This is a genomic window from Nannocystis pusilla, from assembly GCF_020073745.1.
Classification (GTDB): domain Bacteria; phylum Myxococcota_A; class Polyangia; order Nannocystales; family Nannocystaceae; genus Nannocystis; species Nannocystis radixulma.
This window is the reverse complement of record NZ_JAIRAU010000002.1, coordinates 240,765-259,156: the sequence shown is the minus strand read 5'-3', so window position 1 is coordinate 259,156 and position 18,392 is coordinate 240,765. Positions and strand designations below refer to the sequence as shown.

Annotated in this window: 19 protein-coding genes; 16 read left to right on the top strand and 3 right to left on the bottom strand. The window is 72.2% G+C overall.

What is annotated here, in order from left to right:
- Positions 1–167 precede the first annotated feature (167 nt).
- The gene (locus K7C98_RS07100) at positions 168–692 is read right to left on the bottom strand and encodes a hypothetical protein (RefSeq protein ID WP_224190800.1); all 525 of its coding nucleotides are present in this window, start codon (positions 690–692) and stop codon (positions 168–170) included.
- Positions 693–970: 278 nt separating this feature from the next.
- Here K7C98_RS07100 and K7C98_RS07095 point away from each other — a divergent pair, with 278 nt between their 5' ends.
- The 9 genes from K7C98_RS07095 to K7C98_RS07055 all read left to right on the top strand — a co-directional run bounded on the left by K7C98_RS07095 (position 971) and on the right by K7C98_RS07055 (position 7,401).
- The gene (locus tag K7C98_RS07095; protein WP_224190799.1) at positions 971–1,609 is read left to right on the top strand and encodes a ComF family protein; all 639 of its coding nucleotides are present in this window, start codon (positions 971–973) and stop codon (positions 1,607–1,609) included.
- 15 nt (positions 1,610–1,624) lie between these two features.
- Positions 1,625–2,104 (top strand): SsrA-binding protein SmpB, encoded by a 480-nt coding sequence (gene smpB, locus K7C98_RS07090; protein ID WP_224190798.1) that lies wholly within the window; start codon positions 1,625–1,627, stop codon positions 2,102–2,104.
- A complete protein-coding gene (locus K7C98_RS07085; RefSeq protein WP_224190797.1) occupies positions 2,101–2,850 on the top strand; it encodes a hypothetical protein in 750 nt (249 codons plus the stop codon). Before smpB ends, K7C98_RS07085 begins: the two co-directional genes overlap by 4 nt.
- Positions 2,847–4,343, top strand: coding sequence for an AAA family ATPase (locus K7C98_RS44645; RefSeq protein WP_224190796.1), 1,497 nt, complete (start codon positions 2,847–2,849; stop codon positions 4,341–4,343). Before K7C98_RS07085 ends, K7C98_RS44645 begins: the two co-directional genes overlap by 4 nt.
- 273 nt (positions 4,344–4,616) lie before the next feature.
- Positions 4,617–5,348 carry a response regulator gene (locus K7C98_RS07075; RefSeq protein ID WP_224190795.1) on the top strand — a complete coding sequence of 244 codons (732 nt, stop codon included), beginning with the start codon at positions 4,617–4,619 and terminating at the stop codon, positions 5,346–5,348.
- A gap of 125 nt (positions 5,349–5,473) precedes the next feature.
- Positions 5,474–5,656 (top strand): hypothetical protein, encoded by a 183-nt coding sequence (locus K7C98_RS07070; protein WP_224190794.1) that lies wholly within the window; start codon positions 5,474–5,476, stop codon positions 5,654–5,656.
- Positions 5,653–6,057 carry a hypothetical protein gene (locus K7C98_RS07065; protein ID WP_224190793.1) on the top strand — a complete coding sequence of 135 codons (405 nt, stop codon included), beginning with the start codon at positions 5,653–5,655 and terminating at the stop codon, positions 6,055–6,057. The genes K7C98_RS07070 and K7C98_RS07065 overlap by 4 nt, the downstream gene beginning before the upstream one ends.
- Positions 6,058–6,104: 47 nt before the next feature.
- On the top strand, positions 6,105–6,827 hold the full coding sequence (locus tag K7C98_RS07060) for a molybdopterin-dependent oxidoreductase (protein ID WP_224190792.1): 723 nt from the start codon (positions 6,105–6,107) through the stop codon (positions 6,825–6,827).
- Entirely contained in the window at positions 6,820–7,401 is a 582-nt protein-coding gene (locus tag K7C98_RS07055) for a hypothetical protein (RefSeq protein ID WP_224190791.1), read from the top strand. The genes K7C98_RS07060 and K7C98_RS07055 overlap by 8 nt, the downstream gene beginning before the upstream one ends.
- Before the next feature lie 77 nt (positions 7,402–7,478).
- Here the strand turns inward: K7C98_RS07055 and K7C98_RS07050 are convergent, their stop codons facing one another.
- A complete protein-coding gene (locus K7C98_RS07050) occupies positions 7,479–8,261 on the bottom strand; it encodes a dienelactone hydrolase family protein (protein WP_224190790.1) in 783 nt (260 codons plus the stop codon).
- A gap of 77 nt (positions 8,262–8,338) precedes the next feature.
- On the opposite strand from K7C98_RS07050, the gene K7C98_RS07045 reads away from it, so the two are divergent.
- Positions 8,339–8,701 (top strand): hypothetical protein, encoded by a 363-nt coding sequence (locus K7C98_RS07045; protein ID WP_224190789.1) that lies wholly within the window; start codon positions 8,339–8,341, stop codon positions 8,699–8,701.
- A 20-nt stretch (positions 8,702–8,721) separates the two neighbouring features.
- On the opposite strand, the gene K7C98_RS07040 is transcribed toward K7C98_RS07045, so the two are convergent.
- On the bottom strand, positions 8,722–10,284 hold the full coding sequence (locus K7C98_RS07040) for an FAD-dependent monooxygenase (RefSeq protein WP_224190788.1): 1,563 nt from the start codon (positions 10,282–10,284) through the stop codon (positions 8,722–8,724).
- Positions 10,285–10,375: 91 nt separating this feature from the next.
- Between K7C98_RS07040 and K7C98_RS07035 the strand changes: the two genes are divergently transcribed.
- The 6 genes from K7C98_RS07035 to sucD all read left to right on the top strand — a co-directional run bounded on the left by K7C98_RS07035 (position 10,376) and on the right by sucD (position 18,278).
- Positions 10,376–10,999, top strand: coding sequence for a TetR/AcrR family transcriptional regulator (locus K7C98_RS07035; protein WP_224190787.1), 624 nt, complete (start codon positions 10,376–10,378; stop codon positions 10,997–10,999).
- Between the two features lie 45 nt (positions 11,000–11,044).
- Complete coding sequence (locus tag K7C98_RS07030; RefSeq protein ID WP_224190786.1) at positions 11,045–12,751, top strand: M3 family oligoendopeptidase; 1,707 nt, start codon at positions 11,045–11,047, stop codon at positions 12,749–12,751.
- 496 nt (positions 12,752–13,247) lie between these two features.
- Positions 13,248–15,065, top strand: a complete 1,818-nt coding sequence (locus K7C98_RS07025; RefSeq protein ID WP_224190785.1) for a M20/M25/M40 family metallo-hydrolase — start codon at positions 13,248–13,250, stop codon at positions 15,063–15,065.
- A gap of 158 nt (positions 15,066–15,223) precedes the next feature.
- Positions 15,224–16,189 carry a malate dehydrogenase gene (gene mdh, locus K7C98_RS07020; protein WP_224190784.1) on the top strand — a complete coding sequence of 322 codons (966 nt, stop codon included), beginning with the start codon at positions 15,224–15,226 and terminating at the stop codon, positions 16,187–16,189.
- The gene (gene sucC / locus K7C98_RS07015; RefSeq protein ID WP_224190783.1) at positions 16,189–17,388 is read left to right on the top strand and encodes an ADP-forming succinate--CoA ligase subunit beta; all 1,200 of its coding nucleotides are present in this window, start codon (positions 16,189–16,191) and stop codon (positions 17,386–17,388) included. The genes mdh and sucC overlap by 1 nt, the downstream gene beginning before the upstream one ends.
- Entirely contained in the window at positions 17,385–18,278 is an 894-nt protein-coding gene (sucD, locus tag K7C98_RS07010; RefSeq protein ID WP_224190782.1) for a succinate--CoA ligase subunit alpha, read from the top strand. The genes sucC and sucD overlap by 4 nt, the downstream gene beginning before the upstream one ends.
- The last annotated feature ends 114 nt before the right edge of the window (positions 18,279–18,392 follow it).

Below are 18,392 nucleotides of genomic sequence, written 5' to 3'. Positions count from 1 at the left end.
ATTGCCTCTGTCTCAAAGACCACCCAGCAGCGTCACCGGACCGCGGGCCACTGCGCAGGTCGCGTGCGCCGAGCGGTCGGAGCACACGCGACAGACTGCATCTTGAGACATGGTCGAACAACCATGACGCGGCCCGGCGATCGGGCCGCGTCGACGCGCTCGGCGGCTCACGCGGCAGCGGCGCCAGCGGTCGCCCGCGCCTCTACGGCGGCGCTGGCGGCCGATCGCAGCTCGAGCCCGACCTCGAAGCTCAGGGCCGTCGCACCGACGCGGCCGTGGTGACTCTCGCGGTGAACCTCGACGGCCAGCGTCACGTGCGTCGCATTCGGTACTCTGCCGCTGCGGAAGCGCACCGTCGCGATCGCAGTCAGCGGCTCCCCCACGACCATCTCTCCGAAGCGACGTACGCGGCTGATGCTGCGCAGCGTCAGCGCGACGTCGCGGAGCGGATCGCTGTGGGCCAGGGCCGACAGCACCCGGCCGAGTACGACCGGCAGCGGACACAGGCGACCCCAGGGCTCCGGCGCGCCGCCGGACACGCTCCCCGTGGTCAGCATCTCCTCCCCGCAGCCCACCACCTGTCCCAAGAAGCTGGACTCCACATGCGCGGTCAGATCGGCCGGCTTCACCGTGAACGTGGAAGTCGTCAAGAGACTTCCGACGCTGAGAGATCCGAGATCGTGTGCGAGCATGATGCGACCTCCTTGTGATTAGCGTGCCGCCCACTCCCGTGATTTGCACGCCAGATCATGCGCAGAGGCGATGTGTGCGTCTTCCTCCGCCGTGGATGGCGAGCATCGCGGCAGAGTCGACGAATTCTCGGCAAAAGGCGCGATCGGCCGCGCGCCGGGCCGCTTGCATCGCACGGCGAAATGATCTTCACAGCCCCGTTACTCGCCGAATTCGGCAAGATCTCCAGCGCGATCTCTTGCGCGTGCAACAACGACGGTCGTTCGCACGACCTCTCCGTGTGCTCCTCGACTTCCTGCTCCCGCCGGTCTGTCTCGCCTGTCGTCACCTGCTGCGCGCTCCCGTTGCCGGGGGCGTGCCGCCCCTGTGCAGCCGCTGCGCCCCCGAGCTCGCGCCGCTCGACCCGGCCGCGCGTCGCCTCGGCGACATCGAGGCCTGCTTCCTATATGAGGGCCCGCTGGCTCGCGCCGTCACCCGCCTCAAATTCGCGGGCGAGCTCGAACTGGCCGGGCCGCTGGGCCGGCTCCTCGCCCACGCGCCGGTGTGGCGCGAGGGCTGGGATCTCGTCGCGCCGGTCCCCTTGCACTGGCGCCGCGCCCTCGCCCGCGGCTACAACCAGGCCGCCCTCCTGAGCCGCTGGGCCGCGCGCGAGGCCCCGAACGGCGCCCGCGTCCGGCCGCGCCTCCTGCACCGCGTGCGCGCGACCTCGCCGCAGACCGAGCTCGACCGCCCGGCCCGGCGCGACAACCTCGCGGGGGCGATCGCCGTGAGATCCGGGCGCTCGCTCGCCGGCCTGCGCGTCCTCGTGGTCGACGACGTGACCACCACCGGCAGCACCCTGACCGCCTGCCTCGACGTCGTGCGCGCCGCCGGGGCCGCCCGCGCCGCCGGGCTTGCCCTCCTGCGCGCCGCTTTGTAGCTTTCCACCCCCGCCGTGAAGAAGACCGACAAGACCGCGACGAAGGACGGCCACCTCTTCGTCCAGAACCGCCGCGCCACCTTCGAGTACGAGGTCCTCGAGCGCTACGAGGCCGGCCTCGCGCTCATGGGCAGCGAGGTCAAGTCGATCCGCGACGGCCGCGTCAGCCTCGGCGAGGCCTACTGCCAGTTCCAGGGCGACCAGCTGTTCCTGTACCAGGCCCACATCGGCGAGTACACGCAGGCCCACGACCGCAACCACCTGCCGCTGCGCGCGCGCAAGCTGCTGCTGCACCGCAAGGAGCTCGAGCACCTGGCCGAGTCGGTCGACACCGCCGGCCTCACCTTGATCCCGCTGGCGCTGGTCGCCCGAAACGGCCGGATCAAGCTCGAGCTGGCCCTCTGCCGCGGCAAGAAGACCTACGACAAGCGGGCCTCGATCAAGGAGCGCGAGCAGAAGCGCGAGATCGATCGGGCCATGCGGGAGCGGACGTGAGCGGTCGGCGCTCCGACGGACCTGTCCCTTCGGACACCCTCGCAGCCCTCGGCCGCGCCAGCGAAGACCCCGGGCGACACTTGTGGCTGGTCCCCGCGCCGGTAGCGAGCGACGTCCTGCACGAGGACGACGCGCTGCACGAGCTCGACGCGCTGCTCGCCGGCCCGGGCCTCGACGACCGCGCCGTCGCTCGCGCCGTCGCCCTCGTCGCGCGCGTGCCCGGGCGCCTGCGGGCCGTCGTCGCCGCGCTCGCCGCCGCCGGCACCCCGGTCGCGGTCGCCGCGCTGCTCGGGTCGCCGCAGGTCCCCGGCGCGCTCGAGGCCGTCGCGCGCGCGCTGGCCCGCGGCCTGACCCGCGCCCTCCCCGGCGCCGACGCGGCCCCCGTGTTCTTCGCCCTCGACTTCCGCGGCTCGCGGGCGCGGCCGTTCCCCGACCTGCTGCGCCGCGCCCAGCTCCTCGCTGGCGAGCCGAGCGGCGCGCTCCGGCTCGACGTGCTCCGCGTCGACGACCGGCCCGCCTATCGCCTGTCCTTTTGGCCAGACACCCTCGCGCCGCGCCCGCGCGCCACCCTCGCCCGCGCCTGCGCCGCCGACCTCGCGCTCCTGCACGGCCGCCTCGCCCGCCTCCGCGGCACCCGCCTGTGGCTCAACGGCTTCTGCTTCGACCCCGACGGCCCAGTCTCAGTCGCCGCCCAGAGCCACCTGCTCCGGGCCTGGTTGGCATGGTCTGAAGGACATGCTCCGTGAGACATGACCCGAGCGACACCCCGTTCGCCCGCACCGCCGCCCGCCTGCGCGAGGTGCTCCAGGCCGGCGCGCGCGGCCTGGCCCTGCGCGCCGTCGACGAGGCCCGCGCGCTGCGGCTGTGCGAGGACGTCGGCGAGCGGCTCGACTGGCCGGTCCACACCTGGAGCGCCGCCGCCGGGCGCGACGGCCTCGGCGCCCCCGAGCCGCTGAACGAGCTACTGCGGAGTTTGCTGCGCGACCCCGACCCCGGGCTATGGCTCCTCCTCGATCCGCCGCCGCTCGATCCGGTGGCCCTCCGGGCCCTCCGCGAGCTCTCGCAGCGCAGCGTCGGCCCGGCGGTGCTCGTCGTCGGCGAGCCCTCGCCGGCGATCCTCGCCATCCCCGAGCTCGAGCTGCTCGAGCTCGAGCTGCCCGACGCGCATGAGCTCGCCGGCCTCGCCGCCGACCTCGCCGACGAGCTGCGGATCGCCGGACGACCCGGGCCCGCGGCCGCGCTGGTCCGGCGCGCCCCGCAGCTGGCCGACGCCGCGCTCGGCCTGTCGGAGCACCAGGCGCGAAGACTGCTGCGCCGCGCCGCGCTGGCCGCCGACGACGCCGCCGCGTCCGCCGAACTGGCCGCGGGCAAGGCCGAGGTGCTGCGCCGCGGCGGTCTGCTCGAGCGCGTCGAACCTGTCTCATCAGACATGCTCGGCGGCCTCGCGCAGCTCAAGCGCTGGCTGGCGCGCCGGGCCCTCGCCCTGCGTCCCGAGGCCCGGGCTGCGGCCATCCCCGATCCGCGCGGCGTCCTGCTGGTCGGCGTCCAGGGCTGCGGCAAGAGCCTGGCCGCCCGCGTGTGCGCCCACGAGCTGAACCTCGGCCTCCTGCGCCTCGAGCCGGGTCGGCTCTACGGCGGCACGCTCGGCGAGAGCGAGGCCAACCTGCGCCGCGTCACCGCGACCGTCGAGCGCATCGCCCCGGTCGCGCTGTGGATCGACGAGCTCGACAAGGGCATCGCCGGCAGCGAGGGTCCCGCGAGCGACGCCGGCACTGCGGCGCGCGTGCTCGGCGGTCTCCTCACCTGGCTGCAGGAGCGGCGGCGTCCGGTGTTCGTGGTCGCGACCGCCAACCAGGTCACGCGCCTTCCGCCGGAGCTGACGCGCCGCGGACGTCTCGACGAGATCTTCTTCGTCGATTTGCCGGACGCCGACGAACGCGCCGCCATCGCGCAGATCCACCTCGAGCACGCGCCGCGCTCGCACCTCGGCATCGCCCCGGTCCTCGCTGATCCGTTGCCCGACCTCGTCGAGCTCGTGCGCGCGAGCGACGGACTCTCGGGCGCCGAGATCGAGGGCGCGATCGTCGAGGCGCGCATCGACGCCTTCGCCGAGTCGCGCCCACTCGCGCGCGCCGACCTCGCTCGCGCGCTCTCCGCGACCATCCCGCTGAGCCGCAGCCGTGCCGGCGAAATCGCGGCTCTGCGCGCGTGGGCGAGCGCTGCGGCCCGTCGCGCTTGAGCGACCTGTCTCTTGGTTTCAACGCTCGCGTGGCCTGCGGTCGCGCAACGCCTGCACAACAGCAAATCACCCGAGCAATGCCGGCGAACGACGCTTCGCAGCGTTGTGTTGTTGAATCTCAGTCAAACTGATGCTCACGCGAACGCGTGTGCAGCGTGCAGCGACCGGTGATGCGAGGCTTGTGGGAATTTTCGTGCTGCGCTCCCACCTCACGCGGGCTCCAGGTGCGTGACACTGCGATCACGGCTATGGGATACTGTACGAGCGCTCATTATGACCGTGCAGCCGCCGATCACTCCTCTGTCTCAAGGAACAGGACTCGCGGACCAGCCGTCGTCGCCGGCGCGGGTCCTCCTCGTCGACGATCACCCGATCTTCCGCCTCGGCCTGTCGCAGCTCCTCGGAGCCGAGACCGACCTGGAGGTCGTCGGTGAGGCCGAGGACGCCGAGGCCGCGCTCGCCATCCTGCGCGAGAAGCCCGTCGACCTCGCGGTCGTCGACCTCTCGCTCAAGACCGGCAGCGGCATCGATCTGATCAAGCAGATCCGCGCCGCCTGGCCCGAGCTCAAGCTCCTGGTGCTGTCGATGCACGACGAGCAGCTGTTCGGCGAGCGGGTCCTGCGGGCCGGCGCGCACGGCTACCTGATGAAGCACGTGCCGGCCGAGCGGATCGTCGGCGCCATCCGCAAGTCGCTCAAGGGCGAGCTCGCGGTCAGCGAGCAGCTGGCCGAGACCATGCTGAACGCCATGGTCTCGCGCCCGCGCGCCGGCACCGGCATCGAGAACCTCAGCGACCGCGAGCTCGAGGTGTTCGAGCTGCTGGGCCGCGGGCACGACACCCGCAACATCGCCGAGTCGCTCAAGATCTCGATCAAGACCGTCGAGACCCACCAGTCCAACCTCAAGCTCAAGCTCGGGGCCCACAGCGCGCACCAGCTGCGTCGCCTCGCCGTCCTGTGGGCGACCGAGGGTCTCGCTGGCCAGCCCGCCGCCGGCCGCACCTGAGCCCGCCTGCGCGCTCCTGCGGCGCACTGTCCGAGGGGCCGCCCCGCGGCCCCGGCGCTCGACATTGCCCCGCCGTTCGCGCCCGAGAATTTGCCAGGCTGCCGCGCCCGGGTCAGCCTCACGCCGTGTCTCGCGCCCGCAGCCCGGCCCACCAGCAGCTCGAGCTGCCGGCGCTGGACGATCCCCGCGACGCGGGCGCCCTGCCCGAACCCGCGGCGGCGGTCGCCTGCATTCGCTGCGGGTGGTACGTCCTCATGACTGAAGAGACATGTCCTGTGTGCCATGTACCGAGGGACACCCCGCGATGAGCCGCTACGTCCGCCTCGACCTCGGCGCCCGCGAGCTCGCGCGGGCCGACCTGCTGGCCGCGCTCGACGAGCTCGGGCTCCAGGCCGAGGTGGCCGAGATCCCCGGGGGCCTCATGCTCGAGGGCAACTTCGAGTGCGCCGGCGAGCCGGTCGACCTGCGCCTGCCCGCGGGCGCGCTCGCGGCCGTCGCCGACTTCGGCCTGCGCGCCGAGGGCGGCACCTTCGTCCTCGTGTGCGGCGAGCACGATCGCGCCCTCCTGAACGAGCGCCTCGTCGCCCCGCTCGGCCGGGCCCTCGCCGCCGCCCGCGTGCGCGCCGCGGCGACCGCCGCCGGCCTCGACGTCGACACCACCCAGGCCGCCGACGGTACCCTGCGATTGCGCGTCCGGCCGCCGGCGTAACAGCCGCCGCGGCCCCGCGTTGTCGGACCCGGAAGCCGAGACTCGTCATGCCTGAGCCCCGACCGATCCCCCCTGCCGTCCACGCCGCCATGAACCGGCGCGAATTCCTCGCCAGGGCCGCCTCCGGCACCGTCGTCGCCGCCATGGGCGGCGGCCTGCTCTGGGTCCTCAACGACCGCCTCACCCGCGAGGCCAGGGCCATGACCCTCGCCGACGGTCGCCCGCGGCTGCCGCCCGGTCAGCGCGTGCTCGAGGCGCTGCGGCCGATGGGCGGCGTGCCCGGCTCCCCGAGCCCCGCCGACGTCAAGATCAAGATCTACGGCGAGGTCGAGAAGCCGTTCGAGCTCGACTGGAACGGCCTGCTCGCCGAGCCGCAGACCGAGCTCGAGCTCGACGTCCACTGCGTCACCGGCTGGTCGCTGCTCGGCGCGGCGTGGAAGGGCGTGCGCGTCAGCCACCTGGCCGAAAAGGCAGGTCTCAAGAAGTCCGCGCGGCACGTCGTGTTCGAGGGCGCCCACGGCTACACCGCCAACGTCTTGCTGGCCGAGGCGCTCGCGCCCGACGTGCTCGTCGCGCATCGTCACGCCGGCAAGCCGCTGGCGCGGCCGCACGGCAGCCCGGTGCGCGCCGTCGTGCCCGGCCTCTACTTCTGGAAGAGCGCCAAGTGGCTGACCGGCATCAAGTTCGTCGCCCGCGACGAGCCCGGCTACTGGGAGACCCGCGGCTACCACAACCACGCCGACCCGTGGAAGGAAGAGCGCTATGCCTGAGCCCGAGCGGCGGCGTGCGGCCCGCTGGCGGCCGTGGCTGCGGGCCCTTCACCGCGACATCGGCTACGTCGCCGTCGGCCTCACCTTCGTCTACGCGCTGTCGGGCCTGGCCGTCAACCACATCGCCGACTGGGACCCCAACTTCGTCAACTACGAGGCGCGCCATCAGGTCGCCGTGCCCCTCCCCGAGGACGACCGCGCCGCCGCCGACCAGGTCCTCGCCGCCCTGGCGATCGACGCCCCGCCGACCGAGGTCTACCGCAGCGACGTCCGCGAGCTCTCGATCCTCCTCGACGGCAGCACCCTGCACGTCGACCTCGACAGCGGCGCCGTCCTCGCCGACGGCCAGCGCCCGCGCCTGCTCCTGCGGATCGCCAACTGGCTCCACCTGAACCGCGGCAAGAAGGCCTGGACCTACATCGCCGACGGCTACGCCGTGTTCCTGCTGTTCCTCGCCGCCTCCGGCCTGTTCATGCTGCCCGGCCGCAAGGGCCTGATGGGCCGCGGCGGCCTGCTCGTGCTGCTCGGGCTCGCCGTCCCCGTGCTGTACGTAAGCCTGTCCGGCGGGCCATGACCTGAGGGACATAGCCGATCGAGCATGCACGAAGGAGCATGCCCTCCCGGACATGCCCCTTCAGTCTACCGCTCACCCTACTGCAGCCGCTCGCGCAGGAACGACAGCGTCCGCTGCAGCGCCTGCTCGGTCGGGTGGCCCGTCTCGCGCACCAGGTCGACCGTCAGCACGCTGTGGGCCGACTGCTTGATCCCGTGGGCGTTGCCCGGGCCGGAGTCGATCTCGATCGCCTCGAAGCCGTCCTTGAGCTCGCGCTTGAGCGTCTCGAAGCGCTCGCGCGGGACCTTGCCGTCGTGGGTGAAGCACAGGCCGAGCACCTTGAGGCCCTCGTCCTTGATCCGGCGCTTGACGGTGGCGAGCTCGTCGGGCGCGAGCGCCAGCTGGCCGCGGCGGGCCTTGCCGACCGGCAGCGGCAGCGCCGGCTGCGACATCACCGGCGCCATCAGCGACGGCTCGACGGCCATCGACAGCGCGAAGTTGCCGGTGAGGCACATGCCGATCGCGCCGACGCCCTTGCCGCCGAGCTCCTTGTGCAGCGCGCGCGCCAGGCCGCGCAGCCACTCGGTGATCGGGCTCGACTCGTGGCCGGCGAGCAGCTTGAACTCCTTGCTCACGCACAGCTTGAGCATCGTGTTGGCGAGGTAGCCGCCGGACACCGGCTTCATCGGCACGCCGAACAGATCGGGCAGGACCACGGTGAAGCCCGCGTCGGCGACCAGGTTGGCGAACGTGACCACAGCGTCGTGGATGCCGGGGACCTCGGTGATGACGATGACCCCCGGACCGCGGCCGCGCCGATAGACCGTCTTGGTGACGCCTTCGTGGGTAAACTCCGATGCGCTGTAGCCCTGGATCGACATCGGCGCCGAGTGTATCAGCCTTCCGGCCGGCGCGAGCTTGTCAAATCGCGCAGCGGCGTGCGAGGCTCGGCGCCGCCGTGTCCTACGAGCTCTTCCTGATCCTCCACATCGTCGGCATCGTCCTCCTCTTTATGGGCCTCGGAGGCCTCGCGTTCCACGGCATCGCCGGCGGCACGCGTGAGACCAACCCGGCGCGCGGCCTCGTCGCGGGCACGCACGGAATCGGAACGCTGCTCATCGTCATCGCCGGATTCGGCATGCTCGGCGTGAAGTACGGCGGCGCCATGCCGGGCTGGGTCCACCCCAAGTTGCTCGTGTGGATCTGCCTCGCCGCCGCCCCGGCCCTGGTCGCTCGCAAGCCCGGCGCCGGCCGCGTCCTGTGGTTCGTCGCGCCGCTGCTCGCCCTCGTCGCCGCCTACTTCGGCCTCAACCACAAGTAGCGTCGTGCTGCTCCGCGGCACTAGAACCAGCGCGCCGCGTAAGCCTGCAGCGCGTCGATCCGACGCAGCGGCGCGCGCACTGCCACGTGACCATCGGGCCTGAGCAGCACGAGTTCAGGCGCTCGCACTCTCCACCCGCGGACCACTGCGCCCGAAGGATCGCCGAGCGTGTCCGCGTCGCCTGTACCCAGGACCAGGTCGCGAACCACCAGCGATCGTCCCCAGCGCTCCGCCAGCTCCCGACCCGCGATCGACAGCGCCTGCGAGCGCGACGATCCGTGCATCAGCAAGAGCGTCATCTTCGGCGAGCTCGCCACCAGCGCGTGCAACGACACCGTGGCGTCCCCCGCGCGAAGCATCGCCGCGGGCGCACGATCGCCGGCCCGCGGCGGCGCATGCGGCCAGCCGCGCGCGTCGACCACCGGCCCCGTCTCGCGATACGACACGCCCTGCTGCGACATGCGCCGGATCAGCCGCGCCTGCAGCGGCCTGAACCGCAGCACCGTCGCGACCGCCAGCTTGCGCAGCGACATCGTCCGGCGACTCGTCGCGCCGCGGAACAGCCTGTCCGTCAGCTCGAGCGTCCGCTTCGCCACCGCGTGGCGCTCCGCGTCATAGGTCGCCAGCAGCTCCGGACGGGCCGCGCCGCCGGCCACCATCGCCAGCTTCCACGCCAGGTTGAAGGCGTCCTGGATCCCCGTGTTCATCCCCTGGCCGCCCGCCGGGCTGTGGATGTGCGCCGCGTCGCCGGCGAGGAACACCGAGCCCACGGCCATCCGCGGCACCATGCGGTGATGCAGGCGGAACCGCAGGATCCACTCCGGGTCGTGCAGCACTGCCCCCGGCACCAGCTCGTCGGCGAGCCGCTGAAACATCTCCAGCGTCGGCTCGGGCGCGTGGCCCTCGCCGCCCATGACGATGATGCGGTAGCGGTCGCGCGGCAGCGGGGCGAACACACACAGCCCCGCGGGCCGCAGGAACGCGCAGCCGAGGCCCGGCGGCCGGTCCCAGCGAATCTTCAGATCTGCCTGGTCGAACATGTCCTCATAGGCCGAGCCTTCGAACGGTAAGCCGAGCCCGTGCCGCACCGCGCTGTGGGCTCCGTCGCAACCCACCAGCCAGCGCGCCGTCACCGTCTCCTCGCCTCCGTCGTCGCCGCCGATCGTCGCCACCACCTGCGCGCCCTCGTCGCGGAACGACAGCAGCTTGCGCCCGCGCTCGACCGCCCCGCCGAGCCGCAGCAGGTGGTCCTGCAGCAGCCGCTCCGTCGTGCTCTGGTCGAGGAACAGCGGCCGCGGCACCGCCGGACCGAGCCGCTCGAGGTCGAGTTGCCCGAGCAACTCCTTCTCGAAGTACACCTGCACCGCCGCCAGCGCCTGGCCCTCGGCCTCGACCGCCGCGCGCAGGCCCATCGCCTCGAACACCTCGCGCGTGCGCGCGTGCACCACCAGCGCCTTCGAGTGCTCGGTCGTGCGCGGCGCGGGATCGATCACCCGCACGCGCAACCCGAACCGCCGCAGCTCGCACGCCATCGTCAAGCCCGTGGGCCCTGCTCCAGCCACCAGCACATCGATCGACTCCATCGCTCCGCTCCTGAAGTGAGTGCTCACTCACCGTGACACGCCACCCCTCGCCTTGCAAGTGAGTGCTCACTCAGGCCATGATCTGCGGGCCATGGCCACGCGCGAGGACGAACCAGCCCCGGTGCGCGGCGTCGAGCGCATCGTCCGCGCCGCGATCGAGGTGATCGCCGAGCGCGGCTTTCGAGGCGCCGCGACCAGCGAGATCGCCCGTCGAGCCGGCGTCGCCGAGGGCACGATCTTCCGTCACTTCAAGACCAAGCAGTTGCTGCTCGACCACATCCTCGAGCCGTTCGTCGAGCGGGTGCTGGCGCCGATCGCCTTCCGCGACGTGCACCGGCTGATCGACAGCGACGAGCCCGAGTTCGCCGACTTCCTGCGGGTGTTCGCGCGCAACCGCCTCGAGGTCGCGCGCGAGAACCTGCCGGCCCTGCGGATCTTCCTGCAGGAGGTCCCGCTCAGCCCCGAGCTGCGGGCGATGGTGTTCCGCCACATCGGCCGCCACATCGTCCCGGAGCTGCTCGCGGTCATCCGCAAGTACCAGGCGCGCGGACAAATCCGCGACGATCCGCCCGAGACCGTCCTGCGGATCCTCATGAGCGTCGTCGGCGGCTACATCGTCACGCGCCTGGCGATCCTGCCCGAATACCCGTGGAACGACGACCTCGAGCTCGAGCGCACGATCCGCGTCGTCACTCGCGGCCTGGCCCCCGACTGACCTGTCCTTTCGACCAGCCTCCGGACCGGTGCTACCTTTCAGCCCGTGTTCGGCTCGCTCCCGCCGCCGCCGCGGCGCTACTTGCCCGCCAGCGTGCGCCTCGATCGGCTCGCCGACCTCGAGGCCTGCTACGGCGAGCTCGGGGCGCGGCCGCTCCCGGTCGACGATCCGTGGATCCTCGAGCAGTGGCTGCGCGACTGGTCCGAGCTCGAGAGTCACCTGTCCGAGGCGCAGGCCCGGCGTCAGATCGCCAGCAGCTGCAGCACTGACGATCTCGAGGCCGCGCGGGCCTGGCTGGTCCACGTGGACGTCCTCGGGCCCGCCTGCAAGCCGCTGCGTCACGCGCTCGCGCGGCGCCTGGTCGAGCACCCCGCGGCCGCGCGCCTGCCTCCCGGCCACGCCTGCGCCCTCGCCGTCCTGCGCAACCGCGTCGATCTGTGGCGCCCCGCCCTCGCCTCGCTCGAGGTCGCCGAGCAGCACCTGTGCGCCGAGTACGGTCGGCTGCGCGCCGGCATGCGGGCCGCGTGGGACGGCGCCGACGCGCCGCTGACCCACGTCGAGCGCAGCGAGGACGACCCCGATCGCGCCCGCCGCGAGGCCGCCTGGCGCACCGTCGCCGCCAGCTTCCGCGCCGCCAAGCCCGAGCTCGATCACCTGTTCGACCGCCTGCTCGCCAACCGTCGCGCCCAGGCCGCCGCCGCCGAGCTGCCCGACTATCGCGCCTATCGCTTCCGCCGCCTCGACCGCCTCGCCTACGGCCCGCGCGAGTGCCTCGCGCTGCACGACGCCATCGCCGCCGAGTTCGTCCCGCTCGCCGGCCGCGTCCTCCGCCGCCGCGCCGCCGCGCTCGGCCTGCCCGCCCTGCGCCCGTGGGACCTCGCCGTCATGCCCGGCGGTCCGCTCGCCCCCTTCACCCGCGAGGAGCAGCTCATCGCCGGCTGCACCCGCGCCTTCGAGGCCGTCGATCCCGAGCTCGCGCGGCAGTTCTCCGTCCTCGCCGAACATGGCCTTTTGGACCTGATGTCAAGGCCAGGCAAGGCCCCCGGCGCCTTCCAGGTCCACCTCGACGCCAGCGGCCTCCCGTTCGTGTTCGCCGGCGCCCTCGGCCGCCACGAGGACCTGCTCACCGTCTTGCACGAGGCCGGCCACGCCTTCCACGCCCTCGCCTGCGCCGCCGACCCGCTGATCTGGAACCGCGGCCCGCCGATCGAGTTCTGCGAGGTCGCCAGCATGGGCATGGAGCTGCTCGGCGGGCGCCACCTCGGCGCCTTCTACGACGCCGACGCCTGCACCTGCGCCGCGCGCCACCAGCTCGAGCAGCTCGTGCTGTTCCTGCCGCACGCCGCCGCGATCGACGCCTTCCAGCACTGGGTCTACACCCGGCCCGAGCAGGCCCGCGATCCGCAGGCGCGCGACGCCGCCTGGCTCGCGCAGCACCGCCGCCTGTGCCCCGGCGTCGACTGGAGCGGCCTCGACGACGATCGGGCCGCGCTGTGGCAGCGCCGCCTGCACGTGTTCGAGCTCCCCTTCTATTACATCGAGTACGCCATCGCCGGCCTCGGCGCCGTCCAGCTGCACCGCCGCGCCCTCGCCGAGCCTGCGCCCGCCGTCGCCGACCTCCGCCGCGCCCTCGCGCTCGGCGCCCGCGCCCGCCTGCCCGACCTGTTCGCCGCGGCCGGCCTGCAATTCGGGACCGATCGCGCCAGCGTCCGCCGGGCCGCCGACGCCTGCCGCCAGCTCCTCGACCTCTGACCTCTCATCACATGTCGTTTTGGACATGCCCATGAGAGCATGTCCAAAACGACATGACCTTTGAACCCAGCGAGCCTCGCCCGCGCTCCGACCCATCCTCGGCTGACCCTCGCCGGGCCGGCGAACTTGTCCGCACCCACCGCTCGCACGGACAACTCGGCCCGTCCCCGCGAGGAGTCACGATCCCCACCTCGCCCCCTCGCCTGCCAGCCCCCGCTGTCGCTTCCCGCCTTCGCGCCCCCGCTCGCCCGCGCCCGATCCGCGTCCGGCGGCCGCGCCTCGTCCTCGCAGGTGCTCCGGGTCATGTCTCCGGGGACAGCCGGAGATCGCCGCCGTCGACCCGCTCGGCCTCCACGGGCGCGTACGCCGGAAGCCGCTCCTGACTCTCGGCGTCGGGGCGCGAATCGTCGGATCTCGGCGCCCTGATCACGGAGGTGGTCGCGCCCGGTCGGCCCCTCTTGCGCCGCTCGCCCGCGCTCGCGCATCCTCTTTGCCCATGTCGCCTCGCGTCTCGTGGCTCCTCCTCGCCCTCGCGCTCGCCTGTCGGCCCGATCCTGCCTCGCGGTCGCCCGAGTCCGCCCCCGCGTCCGAGGCCGCGGCCCGGACCGCCTGGCGCGACCCCCCGCCCGTCGAGCTCGAGCGGCTGCGCGGCCACCTCGCCTTCCTCGCCGACGACGCCCAGGAGGGCCGCCCGCCCGGCACTCCGGCCGACATCCGCGTCGAGGAGCACATCGAGCAGGCGTTCCGCGCGCTCGGCCTGCAACCTGGCTTCGGGGACAGCTACCGCCAGCCCTTCGAGTTCACCGACGGCGTCGCCCTGCGCTCCGGCGAGCAGAGCGCCCTCGACGTCGGCGGCAAGCCGATCGCCCACAGCCTCGTCCCGTTCGCCGCCGCCACCGCGGCTCCGGTGACCGCCCCGCTCGTCTACGTCGGCCACGGGATCCCCGGCGACAGCCCCGACAGCGGCGACTACGCCAAGATCCTCGCCAAGGTGAAGGGAGCGATCGTCGTCGCTCGCAGCGGCTCGCCCGCCGATCCGCACCTCGATCCGGCCAAGACGCGCGTCCCCTCGAAGGTCATCGCCGCCCGCGATCGCGGCGCCGTCGGCTTCATCCTGTGGGAGCCCGACGCCGTCGTCCCCTACCCCAACCACGGCGAGGCCAACGACCTCCAGCTGCCTGCCGTCACCGTCTCGGCCGCCGGCACGCCCGACCTCCTCAAGGCCTTCGGCAAGAAGGGCCCCGTCACGCCCACCGACCTCCACGGCGGCCTCGTGCCCGGCGCCACCAGCAAGGCCAAGGCCGCGCTGCACAGCCCGATCCAGCGCGTCACCGCCACCACCGCCAACGTCGCCGGCCTGCTCAAAGGGACAGGTTCGAGGCGCATCGTCCTCGGCGCGCACATGGACCACCTCGGGCGCGGCAACAGCTCATCGCTCGCGCCCGGCGTCGACGCCATCCACAACGGCGCCGACGACAACGCCTCCGGCGTCGCCGCCCTGCTCGGCGTCGCCGCCGCCCTCGCCCAGCTCCCGGCGGAGGCGCGCCCCTTCGACCTCCAGTTCGTCGCCTTCGCCGCCGAGGAGATGGGCCTGCTCGGCAGCAAGCGCGCAGTCGAGTCGCTCTCGCCCGAGGCGAAGCGAGACATCGTCGCCATGCTCAACTTCGACATGGTCGGGCGCGTGCGCGACAACACCGTCGTCGTCGTCGGCACCGGCACCAGCACCGCCTGGCCCGGTTTGCTCGAGCAGGTCAAGGCCGACCCGCGGGACCCCGCGCGCAGCCTCGCCATCAAGCCGAGCGAGGACGGCTTCGGCGCCTCCGACCAGGCCAGCTACTACGCCGCCGACATCCCCGTCCTCCACTTCTTCAGCGGCGCGCACGACGACTACCACCGGCCGACCGACGACTTCGACAAGATCAACCTCGACGGAGCCGTCGCGATCGCCGACCTCAGCGTCCGCCTGGTCGGTGTGCTCCTGCGCGAGCAGCCGGCCCTCGACTTCAAGAAGGTCGCGGCCGCCGCACCGCGCGGCGGTGGCTTTCGCGTCTCGCTCGGCACCGTCCCCGACTACGCCGCCAACGCCGACGGCATGAAGCTCGCGGGCGTCCGCCCGCAGAGCCCCGCCGAGGCCGCCGGGCTGCGCGCCGGCGACATCATCGTCAAGATCGGCGCCCGCGAGATCCACAACATCGACGACTACATGGCCAGCTTCGGCGAGCTGCAGCCGGGCGTCGCCGTCCCGATCGTCGTCGAGCGCGAGGGGGCGAAGGTCGAGCTGACGATCACCCCGGCGGCCCCGACGCGGCGCTGACGTTTGCGGGCGATTGCCGTGGCGCGTTTTCGCGCATTCCTGCCGGACGTGCGACCGGCGGCGAAATCAGCGTTCATGTGCCGCTTCGCCGCCGTTGCTCCCATGCCCACGCGGCTGGTATATGCAGCGCGGACCTCCTAGGGGGAAAGATCTCGCACATGTCACGTCGCAACAAGATCACGATCGTGGGCGCCGGCAACGTCGGAGCGACGGCCGCGCACTGGGCCGCCCAGAAGCACCTCGGCGACATCGTCCTCGTGGACATCGCTCAGGGCGTACCGCAGGGCAAGGCGCTCGACCTCGCCGAGGCCGCGCCGGTCATGGGCTTCGACCTCAAGCTCGTCGGCACCAACGGCTACGACGAGACGGCCGACAGCGATGTCGTCGTGATCACCGCCGGGGTCCCGCGCAAGAAGGACCCGGTCACCGGCAAGTTCACCAGCCGCGACGAGTTGGTCGAGATCAACCGCAAGATCGTCGGCGGCGTCACCCGTGAGATCGCCAGCCGTTCGCCGAACGCGGTGCTGATCTGCGTCAGCAACCCGCTCGACGCCATGTGCCACGTCATGTACGCCGAGTCGGGCTTCCCCAAGGAGCGCGTGATCGGCATGGCCGGCGTGCTCGACACGGCGCGCTACAAGTACTTCATCTCCGAGGCGCTGAACGTCAGCGTCGACGACATCCACGGCATGGTGCTCGGCGGCCACGGCGACACCATGGTCCCGCTGCCGAGCCACACCTCGGTGGCCGGCATCCCGCTGACCGAGCTGCTGCCGCAGGACAAGATCGACGCGATCATCCAGCGCACGCGCGGCGGCGGCGGCGAGATCGTCGGCCTGCTCGGCTACTCCGGCTACTACGCGCCGGCGGCCGCCTCGGTGGCGATGGTCGAGGCGATCGTCCGCGACCGCAAGCGCGTGCTCCCGTGCGCCGCCCTGCTGTCGGGCGAGTACGGCTACAAGGACCTCTTCATCGGCGTCCCGTGCGTCCTCGGCAAGGGCGGCGTCGAGAAGGTCATCGAGATGAAGCTCGGCGACAAGGAGAAGGGCATGCTCGAGGTCTCGGCCAACGCCGTGCGCGAGCTGGTGGCCCTCCTGCCCTACGGGAAAGGCCAGGCGACCTGATGAAGATCCACGAGTACCAGGGTAAGGAGCTGCTGCGCGGCCTGGGCGTGCCCGTGCCGCTCGGCGGCGTCGCGTTCACGCCCGGCGAGGTCAAGCTCGTCGCCGCCGACCTGATCAAGCGCACCGGCAACTCCGTCGTCGTCGTCAAGTCGCAGATCCACGCCGGCGGGCGCGGCAAGGGCCGCTTCGTCGAGCAGCCCGAGGTCGGCGGCGTCAAGGTCGTCAAGTCGGCCGAGGACGCGGCGCAGATCGCCGAGAAGATGCTGGGCAACACCCTCGTGACCATTCAGACAGGTCCCGAAGGCAAGAAGGTCCAGCGGGTCCTGGTCGAGCAGGGCATGAACATCGCCCGCGAGCTCTACCTCGCCATCACCCTCGACCGGGCCACCGGGCGCAACACCGTCATGGCCTCGACCGAGGGCGGCATGGACATCGAGGAGGTCGCCGCGCACACGCCGGAGAAGATCCTCAAGGAGTCCATCGACCCGGCAGTCGGCCTGCAGGCGTTCCAGGCGCGCAAGCTGGCCTACGCGCTCGGCCTCGTCGACCCGGTCGCGCCGCGCTTCGTCAAGTTCCTGCTCGCGCTCGCGGCCGCCTACGACCGCCTCGACTGCGCCCTGCTCGAGATCAACCCGCTCGTCGTCACCGGCGACGACCAGGTGCTCGCGCTCGACAGCAAGATCTCGTTCGACGACAACGCCACCTTCCGCCACCGCGAGCTCGAGGAGCTGCGCGACCCCAACGAAGAGGACCCGAGCGAGCTCGAGGCCAAGAACTGGGACCTCAGCTACGTCAAGCTCGACGGCAACATCGGCTGCATGGTCAACGGCGCCGGCCTGGCGATGGCGACGATGGACATCATCCAGTACGTCGGCGCCAAGCCGGCCAACTTCCTCGACGTGGGCGGCGGCGCCACGGCCGAGCGGGTCACGGCGGCCTTCAAGATCATCACCCGCGACCCGAACGTGCGGGGCATCCTCGTCAACATCTTCGGCGGCATCATGAAGTGCGACACGATCGCCACCGGCGTGATCGCGGCGGTCAAGGAGGTCGGCCTCCAGGTCCCGCTGGTCGTCCGCCTCGAGGGCACCAACGTCGAGATCGGCAAGAAGATGCTCGACGAGAGCGGCCTTGCGATCACCACCGCCAGCAGCCTGCGCGACGCAGCCACCAAGATCGTGGAGATGGTCAAGCCATGAGCGTCCTCGTCGACAAGAACACCCGCCTCATCGTCCAGGGCATCACCGGCAAGGTCGGCCTCTTCCACGCCGAGCAGTCGCTCGCCTACGGCACCCAGGTCGTCGGCGGCGTCACGCCCGGCAAGGGCGGCGAGACCGTCCTCGGCGGGCGCGTCCCGGTGTTCCACACCGTGCGCGACGCCGTCGAGAAGACCGGGGCGAACGCCAGCGTCATCTTCGTGCCGCCGCCGTTCGCCGCCGACGCGATCATGGAGGCCGCCGACGCCGGCGTGCCGCTGATCGTCTGCATCACCGAGGGCATCCCGGTGGCCGACATGGTCAAGGCCAGGCGGTTCCTGCAGGACAAGCCCGGCTCGCGCCTGCTCGGGCCCAACTGCCCCGGCGTCATCACGCCCAAGCAGTGCCGGATCGGCATCATGCCCGGCTACATCCACACGCCCGGGCGCGTCGGCGTCGTCTCGCGCTCCGGCACCCTCACCTACGAGGCCGTGCATCAGCTGACCACGCTCGGCCTCGGTCAGAGCACCGCGATCGGCATCGGCGGCGACCCCGTCAACGGCACCAACTTCGTCGACTGCCTGAAGATGTTCCAGGACGATCCCGAGACCGAGGGCATCATCATGATCGGCGAGATCGGCGGCTCGGCGGAGGAGGACGGCGCCGCCTTCATCCGCCAGCACGTCACCAAGCCGGTGGTCGGCTTCATCGCCGGCGTCACCGCCCCGCCGGGCAAGCGCATGGGCCACGCCGGCGCCATCATCTCCGGCGGCAAGGGCACCGCCGACGCCAAGCTGGCCGCGCTGCGCGAGGCCGGCGTGACGATCGCCGACACGCCCTCCGACCTCGGCTCGACCATGGCGCGCGTGCTCAAGGCCAAGACCAGCGCCTGATCGCTCACCGCTTGCGATTGCGGGCCCGTGATGTCCTGAGGGACATCCGGGCCCGTCTCGTTTTCACGGCCCTTGCTGTCTCGTCGCGCGCGGACTTGCACTCGGAGCGACGTT

Coding starts and splice junctions, on each gene's coding strand:
- K7C98_RS07075 (WP_224190795.1), top strand. CDS start 4,617: ATGACCGTGCAGCCGCCGATCACTCCTCTGTCTCAAGGAACAGGACTC.
- mdh (WP_224190784.1), top strand. CDS start 15,224: ATGTCACGTCGCAACAAGATCACGATCGTGGGCGCCGGCAACGTCGGA.
- K7C98_RS07035 (WP_224190787.1), top strand. CDS start 10,376: ATGGCCACGCGCGAGGACGAACCAGCCCCGGTGCGCGGCGTCGAGCGC.
- K7C98_RS07055 (WP_224190791.1), top strand. CDS start 6,820: ATGCCTGAGCCCGAGCGGCGGCGTGCGGCCCGCTGGCGGCCGTGGCTG.
- sucC (WP_224190783.1), top strand. CDS start 16,189: ATGAAGATCCACGAGTACCAGGGTAAGGAGCTGCTGCGCGGCCTGGGC.
- K7C98_RS07065 (WP_224190793.1), top strand. CDS start 5,653: ATGAGCCGCTACGTCCGCCTCGACCTCGGCGCCCGCGAGCTCGCGCGG.
- K7C98_RS07100 (WP_224190800.1), bottom strand. CDS start 692: ATGCTCGCACACGATCTCGGATCTCTCAGCGTCGGAAGTCTCTTGACG.
- K7C98_RS07050 (WP_224190790.1), bottom strand. CDS start 8,261: ATGTCGATCCAGGGCTACAGCGCATCGGAGTTTACCCACGAAGGCGTC.
- K7C98_RS07040 (WP_224190788.1), bottom strand. CDS start 10,284: ATGGAGTCGATCGATGTGCTGGTGGCTGGAGCAGGGCCCACGGGCTTG.
- K7C98_RS07060 (WP_224190792.1), top strand. CDS start 6,105: ATGCCTGAGCCCCGACCGATCCCCCCTGCCGTCCACGCCGCCATGAAC.
- sucD (WP_224190782.1), top strand. CDS start 17,385: ATGAGCGTCCTCGTCGACAAGAACACCCGCCTCATCGTCCAGGGCATC.
- K7C98_RS07025 (WP_224190785.1), top strand. CDS start 13,248: ATGTCGCCTCGCGTCTCGTGGCTCCTCCTCGCCCTCGCGCTCGCCTGT.